This window comes from Variovorax sp. GW531-E2, from assembly GCF_059423125.1.
In genome coordinates this window covers 54,252-67,811 of the sequence record NZ_JBWKXQ010000022.1, presented here as the reverse complement: position 1 = coordinate 67,811, position 13,560 = coordinate 54,252, and the positions used below count along the sequence as shown (strand labels likewise).

Annotated in this window: 14 protein-coding genes; 8 read left to right on the top strand and 6 right to left on the bottom strand. The window is 69.4% G+C overall.

Going from position 1 to position 13,560, the window contains the following annotated elements:
- The first annotated feature begins 84 nt into the window (after positions 1-84).
- A complete protein-coding gene (locus AC07XP_RS15160; protein WP_495265142.1) occupies positions 85-1,098 on the top strand; it encodes a zinc-dependent alcohol dehydrogenase family protein in 1,014 nt (337 codons plus the stop codon).
- Positions 1,099-1,286: 188 nt separating this feature from the next.
- On the top strand, positions 1,287-1,991 hold the full coding sequence (aqpZ, locus tag AC07XP_RS15155) for an aquaporin Z (RefSeq protein ID WP_095747097.1): 705 nt from the start codon (positions 1,287-1,289) through the stop codon (positions 1,989-1,991).
- 25 nt (positions 1,992-2,016) lie between these two features.
- On the opposite strand, the gene AC07XP_RS15150 is transcribed toward aqpZ, so the two are convergent.
- From AC07XP_RS15150 to AC07XP_RS15130, 5 genes are all read right to left on the bottom strand, one after another.
- The gene (locus AC07XP_RS15150) at positions 2,017-2,355 is read right to left on the bottom strand and encodes a hypothetical protein (RefSeq protein ID WP_495265141.1); all 339 of its coding nucleotides are present in this window, start codon (positions 2,353-2,355) and stop codon (positions 2,017-2,019) included.
- 142 nt (positions 2,356-2,497) lie between these two features.
- Positions 2,498-3,859: a sensor histidine kinase gene (locus AC07XP_RS15145; protein ID WP_495265140.1), complete on the bottom strand. Its 1,362-nt coding sequence runs from the start codon at positions 3,857-3,859 to the stop codon at positions 2,498-2,500.
- Positions 3,856-4,512, bottom strand: a complete 657-nt coding sequence (locus AC07XP_RS15140; RefSeq protein WP_062480678.1) for a response regulator — start codon at positions 4,510-4,512, stop codon at positions 3,856-3,858. The genes AC07XP_RS15145 and AC07XP_RS15140 overlap by 4 nt, the downstream gene beginning before the upstream one ends.
- Positions 4,513-4,610: 98 nt before the next feature.
- Positions 4,611-5,720 (bottom strand): winged helix DNA-binding domain-containing protein, encoded by a 1,110-nt coding sequence (locus AC07XP_RS15135; protein ID WP_495265139.1) that lies wholly within the window; start codon positions 5,718-5,720, stop codon positions 4,611-4,613.
- A 10-nt stretch (positions 5,721-5,730) separates the two neighbouring features.
- Entirely contained in the window at positions 5,731-6,564 is an 834-nt protein-coding gene (locus tag AC07XP_RS15130) for a pseudouridine synthase (protein WP_062480682.1), read from the bottom strand.
- Positions 6,565-6,727: 163 nt separating this feature from the next.
- Between AC07XP_RS15130 and AC07XP_RS15125 the strand changes: the two genes are divergently transcribed.
- From AC07XP_RS15125 to AC07XP_RS15100, 6 genes are all read left to right on the top strand, one after another.
- Complete coding sequence (locus tag AC07XP_RS15125; RefSeq protein WP_070063035.1) at positions 6,728-7,804, top strand: bifunctional nicotinamide-nucleotide adenylyltransferase/Nudix hydroxylase; 1,077 nt, start codon at positions 6,728-6,730, stop codon at positions 7,802-7,804.
- 65 nt (positions 7,805-7,869) lie between these two features.
- Positions 7,870-9,315: a nicotinate phosphoribosyltransferase gene (locus AC07XP_RS15120; RefSeq protein ID WP_139700490.1), complete on the top strand. Its 1,446-nt coding sequence runs from the start codon at positions 7,870-7,872 to the stop codon at positions 9,313-9,315.
- An 84-nt stretch (positions 9,316-9,399) separates the two neighbouring features.
- Positions 9,400-10,542 (top strand): MGDG synthase family glycosyltransferase, encoded by a 1,143-nt coding sequence (locus tag AC07XP_RS15115; RefSeq protein WP_495265138.1) that lies wholly within the window; start codon positions 9,400-9,402, stop codon positions 10,540-10,542.
- A complete protein-coding gene (locus AC07XP_RS15110) occupies positions 10,539-11,039 on the top strand; it encodes a hypothetical protein (protein ID WP_495265137.1) in 501 nt (166 codons plus the stop codon). Before AC07XP_RS15115 ends, AC07XP_RS15110 begins: the two co-directional genes overlap by 4 nt.
- Positions 11,036-11,575: a tyrosine-protein phosphatase gene (locus AC07XP_RS15105; RefSeq protein ID WP_495265136.1), complete on the top strand. Its 540-nt coding sequence runs from the start codon at positions 11,036-11,038 to the stop codon at positions 11,573-11,575. The genes AC07XP_RS15110 and AC07XP_RS15105 overlap by 4 nt, the downstream gene beginning before the upstream one ends.
- A gap of 89 nt (positions 11,576-11,664) precedes the next feature.
- A complete protein-coding gene (locus AC07XP_RS15100) occupies positions 11,665-12,795 on the top strand; it encodes a zinc-binding dehydrogenase (protein ID WP_159279551.1) in 1,131 nt (376 codons plus the stop codon).
- A gap of 73 nt (positions 12,796-12,868) precedes the next feature.
- On the opposite strand, the gene AC07XP_RS15095 is transcribed toward AC07XP_RS15100, so the two are convergent.
- Positions 12,869-13,555 carry a TetR/AcrR family transcriptional regulator gene (locus AC07XP_RS15095; protein WP_070063030.1) on the bottom strand — a complete coding sequence of 229 codons (687 nt, stop codon included), beginning with the start codon at positions 13,553-13,555 and terminating at the stop codon, positions 12,869-12,871.
- Positions 13,556-13,560 lie beyond the last annotated feature (5 nt).

The following is a 13,560-nucleotide window of genomic DNA, read 5'->3' as shown; positions in this document are numbered from 1 at the left end:
CATTTTTCGGAAAATTATCCACCACCGGATCGTTTTCATCGTCAATAGCATCGAGGCCGATCTTTTCCGATGGAGCCTTTTCCGATGCAAGAACCCGACGTGCTGCGCCGCTGGCAGCTTCCCCGACTGGGCCGCGCCCACCTCGCACAGGCCGAAGCGCCGATGCCCTCGCCAGGCCCGGGCCAGATCCTCGTGCGCGTGGGCGCGGTGGCGCTCAACTACCGCGACCTGCTCATGGTGCGCGACGGCATGGGCATGGCGCTCGCGCTGCCCTTCACGCCCGGCTCGGACATGGCGGGCACCGTGGTGGCCGTGGGCCCCGGCGTGCGTCGCTTTGCCGTGGGCGACCGCGTGATCAACACCTTCTGGGGCGGCTGGACCGACAGCCACTGGCACGCCGACACCACGCTGCTCGGCGGCCCCGGCCCGGGCATGCTGGCCTCGCACGTGTGCATCGACGCGAACTGGGCCGTGGCCGCGCCCGCCACGCTGAGCCTCGAGGAGGCGAGCACGCTGCCCTGCGCCGGCCTCACGGCGTGGTTCGCGCTGGTGGAAACCGGCGCCCTGCGCGCGGGCGAGACGGTGCTGGTCCACGGCACCGGCGGTGTCGCGCTGTTCGGCCTGCAGCTTGCGCGGCTGCACGGCGCGCAGGCCATCGTGGTGACGGGCAGCGCCGACAAGCAGGCCGCGGCACGCGCGCTCGGCGCCACGCACGTGCTCGCGCGCGACAGCGACTGGCCCGCCGAAGTGCGCCGGCTCACGCACGGGCGCGGCGCCGACCATGTGCTCGAACTCTCCAGCGGCCCCGACCTCGACCGCTCGCTGCAGGCCGTGAAGCAGGGCGGGCGCGTGTCGATCATCGGCATGCTCGGCGGCGACACGCTGAGCGCGTCGTTCTACGCGATGGTGCTCGGCCGCGTGACGGTGCAGGGCATCGGCGTCGGCCACCGGCGTGCGCTCGAAGAGCTGGTGCGCGCGGTCGATGCGAACGCGCTCAAGCCGGTGATCGCCGCGCGCTACGGCTTCGACGCGCTGCCCGCCGCGCTCGACCACCTGGAACGCGGCGCGTTCGGCAAGGTCGTCGTGACGATGGCATGACGACGATGTGACGCAGCCCCGCCTTCGCCCGACCATTTGCAAATGCTGCAGGGCACAAATCCACAGCATTCGTGAACAGTTGCCGCTAAGCGCGCCGGTTTGCTCGACGCCTCCAATTCCCGTTCCTAGAATGCGGCCCGCGTTCGGCTCCCGCCGTGCGTGCTTTCTCAACTTCAGGATGGAGCGTTATGGAACACAGTACCTACAAAAAGTGGTCTGCAGAATTCATTGGTACTTTCTGGCTCACGCTCGGAGGCTGCGGAAGCGCAGTTCTGGCCGCGGCCTTTCCGGGCGTCGGCATCGGCCTGCTCGGCGTCTCGCTGGCCTTCGGTTTGACGGTGGTCACCGGCGCCTATGCGCTCGGTCCGATCTCGGGCGGCCACTTCAATCCGGCCGTGTCGATCGGCCTCGCCGCCGCGGGCCGCTTCAAGGCCGGGCAGCTGCCGGGCTACATCGTGTCGCAGGTGCTGGGCGCCATCGCCGCAGCCGGCGTGCTGTACCTGATCGCCACCGGCAAGCCGGGCGCGGACATCGGCGGCTTTGCCACCAACGGCTACGGCGAGCACTCGCCCGGCAAGTACGGCATGACGGCCGCGCTCATCAGCGAAGTGGTGATGACCGCCGTGTTCCTGATCGTGATCCTGGGTGCCACCGCCAAGCGCGCGGCCGCCGGCTTCGCGGGCATGGCCATCGGCCTGTGCCTGACGCTGATCCACCTGGTGTCGATCCCCGTGACCAACACCTCGGTGAACCCGGCGCGCAGCACCGGCCCGGCCCTGTTCGGCCCGTCGTATGCGGTGTCGGAGCTGTGGCTGTTCTGGGTCGCCCCGATCGTGGGCGCGATCATCGGCGCGGTGATCTACCGCGCACTGCTCAGCAGCAACGACGACTGAGCTTCCTGCAGCGGAAGCTAGAGGCTCAGCTTCCGCTGCCCGACTTCACCATCGGCAGTGAAGTCGATTGCCCGATGGGCTCTGTGCCCGTCGGGTGCGACGCCGCATAGGCGCCGGCCTGGATGTCGGACACCGGCGTCATCGAATTCATCGCCGGCGCCGACGTCGACTGCCCGATGGGCTCCGTGCCGCTCGGACGTGCCGCCGCCATCGCGCCGGCCTGCACCTCCGGGTTCTCCGGCGAATTCATCTGCAGCGGATGGAAGTCCGAACCGTCGGTGGTTTCGGCGGAGGCGTTGACCGTGCCCAGGGCCGCGAACGCGGCGAAGGAAGCAACGGCAAGAAGCTGGAACGAAGTGCGCATGGTGTGTTCTCCTGAGGGCAGGTTGTCTCCGGTCCGGTGCCGTCGCGCGGACCGCGCGCAGCAGGACCTGCAGCCACTCTAGGCAGCCTGACTGAGGCCAGCGTGAGCGAAGAATGAGCCGGGAGTGAGCACCGCGCGATGACTACGTCGGCAGCAGCACCCGCGCCCTCAGCCCCGGTCCGTCGTCGCGGTTGCGCAATTCGATGCGCAGGCCATGCCGCTCGGCCGCCGTGCGCGCGATCGCCAGGCCCAGCCCGCTGCCGCCCGCCGCCGCGCCCGGCACGCGAAAGAAGCGGTCGAACACGCGCTCCAGTTCGGCCGGCGGAATGCCCGGCCCGTTGTCGAGCACATCGACCACCGCCTGCCCGTCGACGCGGTGCAGCCGCACATCGACCACGCCGCCTTCGGGCGCATAGCGCAGCGCGTTGTCGATCAGGTTGTCGAACACGCTGCGCAGTTCGGACGAAGGCGCGGTCACCACCGCACCGGTCAGACCTTCGAAGCCCACGTCGATGCGCCGCGCATCGGCCAGCACCATGCGCTGGCCCAGGCTTTCGCGCAGCAGCGCCTCGATGTCGACCCGCTCGCCCGGCGCATCCGACGGCGGCGCGTCCTGCCGCGACAGCTGCAGCAGCTGCTCGATCAGGTGCTGCGCGCGTGTCACGCCGGCCTCCAGCTGGTTGAAGCGCTCGGTGGCTTCGCCGGCCGGCACGTGCGCGCGCAGGTTCTCGATCTGCAGGCCGATGGCGGCCATCGGCGTGCGCAGCTCGTGCGCCGCGTCCTGCACGAAGCGCCGCTGCGTGGCGAAGGCGCTGCGCACGCGCGACAGCAGGTGGTTGAAGGCGCCCACCAGCGGCGTGATCTCGTCGGGCACGCGCGCCAGCGACAGCTCGGTGGGGCGGCGCTCGTCCTGCGAGGCCACGTCGCGCGCCACGCCGCGCAGCGAGCGCGAGGCAGCCGACACGATGAGCCACAGCACCAGCAACGCCGCCGGCAGCAACAGCGCGATCGGCAGGCCTTCGAGCAGGGCGCGGCGCAGCGCGCGGCGATGGCGGTAGTCCTCGTTCTGCAGCACCTGCACGCGCGGCGCGTCGGCATGCGGCGCGGGCTCGGCCGTGAACACGCGCCAGCGCGAATGCGCGGGCCCTTCGGCGTGCACGTCGCTGAAGCCGCTGCCCGGTTGCAGCGGCACCGACAGCGCGGGCCACGAGCTCGCGCGCAAGGTGGCGCCGTCGGCGCTCCAGATCTGCACCACGAAGGCGCCGCGCGAGAAGGCCGCCTCGCCGTCCATCGCGCGCGGGGTCTTGGGCGGATCGTTGCCCGCGTACGACTCGGCCACCAGCCGCATCTGGTCGTCGAGTGCGTTGTGCACGAGGTTGCCGTAGGCCAGGAAAGAGAACCATGCCGTGAGCACCGCCGCCACCACATGCAGCGTGACCAGCCACAGCAGCAGCTGGGTGCGCAGCGAACGCGGTCGCCACCAGCGGCGGGCCGCATCGGTCATGCAGCCACTCGCCAGCCCAGCCCGCGCACGTTGCGGATCGCGTCGGCGCCGAGCTTGCGGCGCATGCCGTGGATCAGCACGTCGATGGCGTTGCTGGTCACCTCGTCGCCCCAGCCGTAGATGCGGTTCTCGAGCTGCTCGCGCGAGAGGATGGCGCCGGGCCGCTCCAGCAGCGCATGCAGCAGCGCGAACTCGCGCGCGGTGAGCGCCTCGCGCACGCCGTTCACGGCCACTTCGCGCGTCGTGAGGTCCAGCTGCAGCGCGGCGGTGCCGATCAGCGAATGCGCGGCGCCGTCGCGGCGGCGCACCACGGCGCGCATGCGCGCGAGCAGCTCGCGGAACTCGAAGGGCTTGAGCAGGTAGTCGTCGGCGCCGAGGTCCAGGCTGTGGATGCGGTCGTCCAGGCCGTCGCGCGCGGTGAGCACCAGCACGGGCGTGGCGTCGCCGCGTTCGCGCGCGCGGCGCAGCACCTCGGTGCCGTCCTGGCGGGGCAGGCCCAGGTCGAGCAGCACGCAGGTGTAGCCGCCGTCGCCGAGCGCGCTGTGCGCCAGCTCGCCGTCGCGCACCCAGTCGGCCGACCAGCCCGCGCCCTCGAGCGCCTGCTTCAGGCTGCGCCCGATCATTTCGTCGTCTTCCACCAGCAGCACGCGCATCGCGGCGACTCCTTTGCGCGCAAGGTAGCACGCGACCGGGATGATCGTCAGGGGCCCTGCGCCTCGGCGCAGCGTAGGCGCGAAGACTTAGGCGGGGCTTAGGGCCGCAGGACGCGGACGGCGTGCCGCTCGTCCTCTGCGTCCGCGGCAAAGGCCAGCAGGCGCAGCGCCTCTTCTTCCACGCCGCGCCGGTCGGCCGCCGACCAGCGCACGAAGAGCTCCAGCACCACGGTGGCCGTGCGCGTCGCGCGCTCGATCTTCCAGGTGCCCGCCACGAAGCCGTCGAGCAGCACCGTGCCGCGCACGATGCCGTTGATGGTGAACACGCGGGCGCGGTGCGCCTCGTCGAGCACGCGGCGGCGGTCGGCGTGCGAGAGCAGCAGGTTGTCCCATTCGGCGACCAGACGCGGCGGCGCGGGCGTATCGGGGTCGGGGCGCGGCGCGCGCGGCAGGTCGAAGAGCTCCTGGCCCTCCTCGCCGGTGAACACGCGCAGCTGCGGCCTCAATCGATCGGCCACGGCCTTCCAGCCGGAGAGGCCCGACCACGCGCCGGCATCGGCCAGCGTCGCGGGGCCGAAGGCGGCGAGGTAGCGCAGGAGCAGGTCGTCCTGCGTGGCAGCGGCGATGCCGGCAGTGGCATCGCCGAGCCAATCACCGAGCGGCTGCAGCAGCGCGTTCTGGTGCGAGTTCCAGCTGCCCGCGGGCGGCAGGTGGACCAGCGGCACGTTGTTGCGGATGAGTGCGGCGAGCGAGGCCGGCGCGTGGTCTTTCCAGCGCGCCGCGAGCGCCTGGCCGAGGGCGGTGCCTGTGAGCGGCCCGTCGCCGAGCAGTGCACGGCCCGCCTTCACCACGGCCGCGCGGTCGACGCCTTCAAGGGCCCGCGCATGCAGACCCGACAGGCCGCGTTGGTGCACGGGTTCAAGCAACGGCCGCCAGGCCCACGCGTCCGATGCGGTCATCAAGTGAAGGGTCGCACGCAGCGTCGACATGCGCACGATGCGGCGGTTCTTCAGCGCGTCGGTCAGCTGCGCGCGGTGAAAGCCTTCGAGCCGACTCCACAGGCCGACGTAGGGCGGGTTGGGCGCCTGCGCCTGCAGCCCGGCCAGCTTTTCGATGGCCTGCGCGACGCTCGCCTTGCGCCGCGCCAGCAGCATCTGCCGCGCGAGCGTGGCCCGATTCAGCGCGCGCCGGCTCAGCACCGCGGCCATGGGCAGGTCGTCAGAATTTCTCGTGCGGCGCCAGGTAGCGCCACTGCCCCACCGGCAGGTTGCCCAGCATCACCTTGCCGATGCGCACGCGCTTCAGGCCCACCACCTTGAGGCCGACCAGCTCGCACATGCGGCGGATCTGGCGCTTCTTGCCTTCGGTGAGCACGAAGCGCAGCTGCTCGGGGTTCTGCCACTCGACGCGCGCCGGCTTGAGCGCCTGGCCGTCCAGGCTCAGACCGTGTCGCAGCCGGGCCAACATGGCGGGCGGAAACACCGCCTGCACGTTGGTGGTGACCGGGTCGTCGTCGTCCAGGCGCACCAGCTGGCCGGTGGGCGCGGGCTGGTCCAGGCCGTGGTAGGCCACGCGCACGAGGTATTCCTTGTCCATCGTCGAGTCTTCGCCGATGAGCTGGCGCGCGATGCGGCCGTCTTGTGTCATCACGAGCAGGCCGGTGGAGTCGATGTCCAGCCGCCCGCACGGCGCCAGGCCGCGCAGCTGCTGCGGGCCGAAGAAGAAGCGCGCGTTGTCTTCCGACCAGCGGTTCTGCGGCGTGAACAGCGTGACCGCCGGCTCGTGGCCGTCTTCGGCCTGCCCGCTCACGTAGCCGATGGGCTTGTTGATGAGGATCGTGACCTGGTTCGCCTGCTGCCCCTTGGCGGCCTTGTCGACCTCGATGCGGTCGTTGGGCGTGACCTTCACGCCCATCTCGGCGGGCTTGCCGTTGACGCGCACCCAGCCCTGCGCGATCCAGTCGTCCGCCTCGCGGCGCGAGCACAGGCCGAGTTCGGCCATGCGTTTGTTGAGGCGCACGGGCGCGTGGGGAGAGGTGGAGGGCTCGGTCATGGGGGGGCAAATCCTAGCAAATGCGCCCTGCGAGTATCTGGCCGTTTGCCATCGGCCGCCCGCCACGTGCGGCAAGGAACGCTTGATCGATGCGTCGCACCGGTGCTATCCTGAATCCAGGCGCAAGTTGATTGCGCCCTTTTTGGGGGATTCCCAAGTGAGCATGCCAAACACACGCAAGTTTCAGTACGCCATCGTCATCGGGCGTTTCCAGCCCGTTCATTTCGGTCACCAGCGACTCATCGAAGAAGGCCTTCGCGCCGCCGATCGGGTCATCGTGGTGGTCGGCTCCGACCGCAAGCCCCGCAGCGTCAAGGACCCCTTCACCTTCGATGAACGCGAACGCATGGTGCGCGCGTGCCTGCGCGGCACCGAGCAGATGCGCGTGAGCGTCGTCGGCGTCGGCGACTCGCCCTACAACGACCAGATCTGGATCGCGTCGATCCAGTCTGCCGTCGAGCGGCTGATCCAGCAGGATGGCCATGTGCCCGCGGCGCAGGCCAAGGTCGCGCTGGTGGGGCACCTGAAGGACAGCTCCAGCTACTACCTCAAGCTCTTCCCGCACTGGGAGTTCGTGGGCCAGCACAGCGTGGAAAGCCTCAACGCCACCGACGTGCGCAACCTCTATTTCGACCCCGAGAACCGAGGCCAGCTCGCACGCGCCGACCTGCCCGACGGCACCGCCGCCTTCCTCGACAAGTTCACCGGCACCGCCGACTATGCCGAGCTCTGCGACGAGCGCGCCTTCCTCGTCGACTACCGCGACAAGTACCGCTATGCGGGCAGCGACTTTCCGCCGATCTACACCACGGTCGATGCCATCGTGGTCGAGGCCGGCCACATCCTCCTGGTGCAGCGCAAGTTTCATCCCGGCAAGGGCACGTGGGCCCTGCCCGGCGGCTTCGTCGGCCAGCACGAGCGGCTGCAGGACGCAGCCATCCGCGAGCTGAAGGAAGAAACCCGCCTCAAGGTGCCCGTGCCCGTGCTCAACGGCAGCATGAAGGCCAGCCACGTGTTCGATGCGCCCGACCGCTCGCAGCGCGGCCGCACGATCACGCACGGCTTCTTCTTCGAGCTGGCCCACAACCAGTGGACGGGCCTGTCGGATGTGCGTGCCGACGACGACGCGGCCGCCGTGCGGTGGGTGCCGATTGCCGAGTTCCTCGGGATGCCGGACCGCATCTACGAAGACCACTACTTCATCGCAAACCATTTTTTGGGTGGCCTGGGCAAGAACTGAACGACCAGGCTTTGTCAGCAAGAACGGGCTCCGGTTGACGGGGCCCACGTGAAAGGAGCTTTCACATGAACCGCAACCTCACCTCCTCGCCCCTGGGCAACAACCTGCTGCTGCGCACCGACTCCTACAAGGTGTCGCACTGGATGCAGTACCCGCCCGGCACGCAGACGGTCCACAGCTACATCGAATCGCGCGGCGGGCTCTTCAGCCATTCGCTGTTCTTCGGCCTGCAGGCGTACCTGCGCGAGTACCTGCAGACGCCGGTGACGCGCAGCGACGTCGAGGAGGCCGCTGCGATGATGGCCGTGCACGGCGAACCCTTCAACCGCGAAGGGTGGCTGCGGCTGATCGAGAAGCACGACGGACTGATGCCCGTGCGCATCCGCGCGGTCCCCGAGGGCAGCGTGCTGCCGGTGCACAACGTGCTCGCGACCATCGAGAACACCGACCCCGAATTCTTCTGGGTCACGAGCTTTCTCGAAACCGAATTGCTGCGTGCCATCTGGTACCCGACCACGGTGGCCACGCTCTCGGCCGCCGCACGCACCACGCTGCTGCGCTACCTCGAAGCGACCTGCGACGACCCGCAAGGCCAGATCGCGTTCAGGCTGCACGACTTCGGCGCGCGCGGCGTGTCGAGCCTGGAGTCGGCGGCGCTCGGCGGCATGGCCCACCTGGTCAACTTCATGGGCACCGACACGCTGGCCGCCTTGGTGGCGGCGCGTCGTTACTACGACTGCGACGTGGCGGGCTTCTCGATTCCCGCGGCCGAGCACAGCACCATCACGGGCTGGGGTCGCGACCACGAATCCGACGCGTACAGCAACATGGTCGACCAGTTCGCCAAGCCCGGCACGACCTTCGCGGTGGTGAGCGACAGCTACGACATCTTCAATGCCTGCGCACGCATCTGGGGCGACGAGCTCAAGGCCAAGGTGGTGGCCTCGGGCGCGACGCTGGTGGTGCGGCCCGACTCGGGCGACCCGGCCGAAACCACGCTCAAGGTGGCGCAGATCCTGGCCGAACGCTTCGGCACCACGACGAATGCCAAGGGGTTCCGCGTGCTGAACAACGTGCGCATCATCCAGGGCGACGGCGTGAACCTCGACTCGCTGCGGCTGTGCCTCTCGAACTTCTTCCACAACGGCTTCTCGACCGAGAACATCTCCTTCGGCATGGGCGGCGGCCTGCTGCAGCAGGTCAACCGCGACACCATGCAATGGGCGATGAAGTGCTCGGCGATGCAGGTGAACGGCGAGTGGCGCGATGTCTACAAGTCGCCGGTGGGCGATGTGAACAAGGCCTCGAAGAAGGGGCGGCTCGCGCTGGTGCGCAATGCGCGCGGCGAAGTGCAGACGCTGCGCGAAGAAGCACTGGCGAGCGGCCAGGTCGATCTGCTGCAAACGGTGTTCGAGAACGGACGCATCGTCGCGAACACCACCTTCGAGGCGATTCGCGAGCGGGCGGCCGCCGGCGTGAATCAGCTCGTCACGTCGCGGGCGCCGCTCTGAGGCGGTGATCCTTCCAGCACGGCGCGTGTGCATCGGCCGTGCCACATGGCATGTCCATAATCCGGCGACCAGACCGCCGAATCCATGACCAAACTCCTGATCCTCAGTGTGAGCGCCGGCAACGGCCATGTGCGCGCCGCCCAGGCGCTCGAAGCCACCCTCGCCCAGTCGTTCGCGCCGCATACCGCGGTGCATGTCGACGCGATGGCCCATGTGCCGGCGGGCTTTCGCAAGGTGTACACCGACTGGTACCTGCAGCTGGTGAACCGCGCGCCCGAGCTGTGGTCGTACCTGCACCAGCGCACCGACGTCACGCCGCACCACGCGCCCTCGCAGCGGCTGCGCCGCGGCATCGAGCGCCTGAGCACCGGCGCGCTGGTGCGCGAGATCCGCCGCGCCAAGCCCGACGCCGTGATCTGCACCCACTTCCTGCCGGCCGAGCTGTTGATGCGCGAGCGCAACCGGGGCCGCATCGAGTGCCCCGTGTGGCTGCAGATCACCGACTACGACCTGCACAACATGTGGCTGGTGCCGGGCATGACGGGCTACCTCGCGGCGACGGAAGAAGTCGCCTTCCGGCTGCGCGCGCGCGGCATTCCGCCCGAGCGCGTGCATGTCACGGGCATTCCGGTGATGCCGGCTTTTTCCAAGCCCGATGCGCCCGAACTGGCGCACGCGGCCTGCGCGAGTGCGCTGGGCCTGGACCCTGCGCGCCCGGTGCTGCTGATGGCCTCGGGCGGTGCCGGCGTGGGCGACCTGCCGAGCATGGTCGAGCGCGTGCTGGCGCTCGGCGGCGACACGCCGTTCCAGGTCATCGCCGTGGCCGGCCGCAACGCCGAAGCCCACGCGCGGCTCGAAGCGCTGTCGCAGCGCCATCCGGGCCGCGTGGTGGCCGTCGGCTTCACGAACGAGATGCACAAGATGATGGCCGCGGCCGACCTGGTCGTGACCAAGCCTGGCGGCCTCACGGTGTCGGAGTGCCTGGCGCTGGGCAAGCCGATGCTGCTGATCTCGCCGATTCCGGGGCAGGAAGAGCACAACGCCGGCTTCCTCATGGAAGAAAGCGCCGCCTGGCTGGCCTACGACGCCATCGGCCTGGACTACAAGGTCGCGCGCCTCATGGCCGACCCCGCCAAGCTCGCGGCCATGGCCGCGCGCAGCCGCGCCCTGGGCAAGCCGCAGGCCGCGCGCGCGGTGCTGCAGCGCGTGCTGGGCCTCGGCGCATGAGCGGCGCAGCCGTGGAGCCACGGCCCCCCATCGGCCGCACGCTGGTCTACCTCGTGTGGGTCGTGACGATGGCGTTCTTCTTCGCCAACGCCGAGATCCAGATCGAAGGCGGCGCCGGCTGGGCGACCTCGCTGCCCACCTGGCGCATCGAGAACAACATCTGGCTCGACCTGTTCTGGGGCGGCCGCGCGATGACGGGGTACCACGCCTGGGTGTTCACCTTCATGATGCTCGTGTTCTTCTCGCCGCTGGCCTTCCAGGGGCGCTGGACGCTGCGCGACTGGGGGCTGGCGCTCGCGGGGCTGATCGTGTTTTGGGTCTGCGAAGACTTCCTGTGGTTTCTCATCAACCCGGCCTTCGGCTTCGAGAACTTCAACCCCGTGAAGGCCTTCTGGCACAAGCACTGGCTGTGGGGCGCGCCGGTCGACTACTGGGGCGGGCTCGCGGTGGCGCTGCTGATCCTGGTGCGTCGCCACTGGCCGCGCCGCGCACGATGAAGCAAGACACCGCCGACCTGCGCCCCGACCACTGGGCCGATCCGCTCGACACCCTGCAGGTCGAGAACCTGCACCGCATCACGCCCACGCTGTACCGCAGCGCGCAGCCGCGGCGCGCCAACGTGGCGGCGCTGCAGTCGCTGGGCATCCGCACTGTCGTGAGCCTGCGTTCCTTCAACGACGACCGGAAGGTGTTTGCCGGCAGCGGCATCCTGCTGGTGCGCGTGCCGATCAACACCTGGGCCATCGACGACGCCAAGGTGCTGCGCGCGCTGGTCGCGATGCGCGAGGCCGAAAAGCACGGGGCGGTGCTCATCCACTGCATGCACGGCGCCGACCGCACGGGCGTGGTGGCGGCCGTCTACCGCATGGCCGTGCAGGACTGGGACAAGGACAGCGCGCGCCAGGAGATGCTGCGCGGCGGCTATGGGTACCACACGCTGTGGCGCAACATCCCGCGCTACATCGAGCGGCTCGACCCGCTGCGGATGAGCCACGCGCTGGCCCATGCCCCGGTGATCCCCATGGTGTCTTGAAGGCGCCAGCAGGCGCGCGCACCCGCTCCTATACTGGCCGCCCCGTGGCCGATGGCCATCTCCGAACGACCTTTCACAGGGGCTTTCCCATGGCACTCCAACTGCGCTCCCTCGTCCGTTCCAACGGCGAACTCGAACTCTCCCTGCACGACGACCCGATGCCCGAACCGCAGGCCCACGAGGTGGTGATCCGCGTCGAGGCCTCGCCGATGAACCCGTCGGACCTGGGCCTGCTCTTCGGCGCCGCCGACATGAGCACCGCCGTGGCCTCCGGCACGGCCGATCGCCCCGTCGTCACGGCCACGGTGCCCGAACGCGCGCGCGCGTCGATGGCGGCGCGGCTCGACCAGTCGATGCCCGTGGGCAACGAGGGTGCGGGCGTGGTGGTCAAGGCCGGTTCGTCGCCGGCCGCGCAGGCGCTGCTGGGCAAGACCGTGGCGGCCATCGGCGGCGCGATGTACTCGCAGTACCGCGCGGTGCCCGTGGCGATGTGCCTCGAGCTCCCGGCGGGCACCACGCCGGCCGAGGGCGCGTCGTGCTTCGTGAACCCGCTGACCTCGCTGGGCATGGTCGAGACCATGAAGCGCGAAGGCCACAAGGCGCTGGTGCACACCGCAGCCGCGTCCAACCTGGGCCAGATGCTCAACAAGATCTGCCAGAAGGACGGCATCGACCTCGTCAACATCGTGCGCAAGCCCGAGCAGGAAGCGCTGCTGCGCGGCATCGGCGCGAAGTACGTCTGCAATGCCAGCTCGCCGGACTTCCTCGAGCAGCTGACCGACGCGCTGGTCGCCACCGGCGCCACGCTGGCCTTCGACGCCACGGGCGGCGGCAAGCTGGCCGGCCAGATCCTCGGCTGCATGGAGGCGGCGCTGAACCGCACCGCCAAGGAATACAGCCGCTACGGCTCGACCACGCACAAGCAGGTCTACATCTACGGCGGCCTGGACCGCAGCCCGACCGAGTTCGTGCGCAACTTCGGCATGGCCTGGGGCATGGGCGGCTGGCTGCTGTTCCCGTTCCTGCAGAAGCTGGGCGATGAAGGCACGCAGCGGCTGCGTTCGCGCGTGATCGCGGAACTGAAGACGACGTTTGCCAGCCACTACACGCGGGAGGTGTCGCTGGTCGAGGCGCTGCAGCTGGATGCGATCGGGGTGTATGGGAAGCAGGCTACCGGGGAGAAATTCCTGCTGAATCCGAACAAGGGGCTGGCGGGCTGACACCTGCCTGGGCGCAAGACCATCGGCCCGGCCCGCAACCCGGCGTTCGACTCGATTCAGCCGGCGCGGCCCCTCACCTCGGCCGCGAATTGCGGCTGCGGGGCCCCTGCCATGCGTCGGGGTCTTGCGCGAAGCTTTGAACAATCATCGTCGACAGCTCTTTTTGCACCGCGCGCAAATCGACCGTCGATTCTTTCAGCAGCGCCTGCAGCATCACGCCACGCAGCGCCCCCAGCACGATGACAGCAGCTGTGGCGGGATCGACGCCCTTTCGCATTTCGCCTGCAGCGATGGCGGCCCGGAAGTGCAACGCCAGGAAGTCGATCACGCTCTGGTTGTAGCGCCCCAGGCTTTCGCCGGTTTCGGAATCGTCGGTGGTGGCCTCGGCCATCAGCACCAGCAAGGCGCGGGTGTTGGTCCATCCGCCATCGGCGCGTCCCAGGTACACGTCCACGAAGGAAAGCAACGATGCCATGCCCTCGTCGGCCGGTGGGCTGCGCTCGAGCTCGTGCATGAAGTTCTGGTTGATGTAGGCAGCCAGCGCACGCAGCAGCGCAGGCTTGCTTCCGAAATGATGCGCCGCCAGGCCCCGGCTGTAGCCGGCCGCCTCGCCCACTTCGGCGAGCGTCATCCCGACCCACCCCTTGCGCGACACGATCTCGCGGGCCGCTTCCAGCAGGCGTGCCTCAGCGGCTGCGCGGCGCTCCATCTGCGTTCGGCGAGGGAGCGTGGTGTTCGGCGATTTGGCGGCGGTCCTCATGGGCC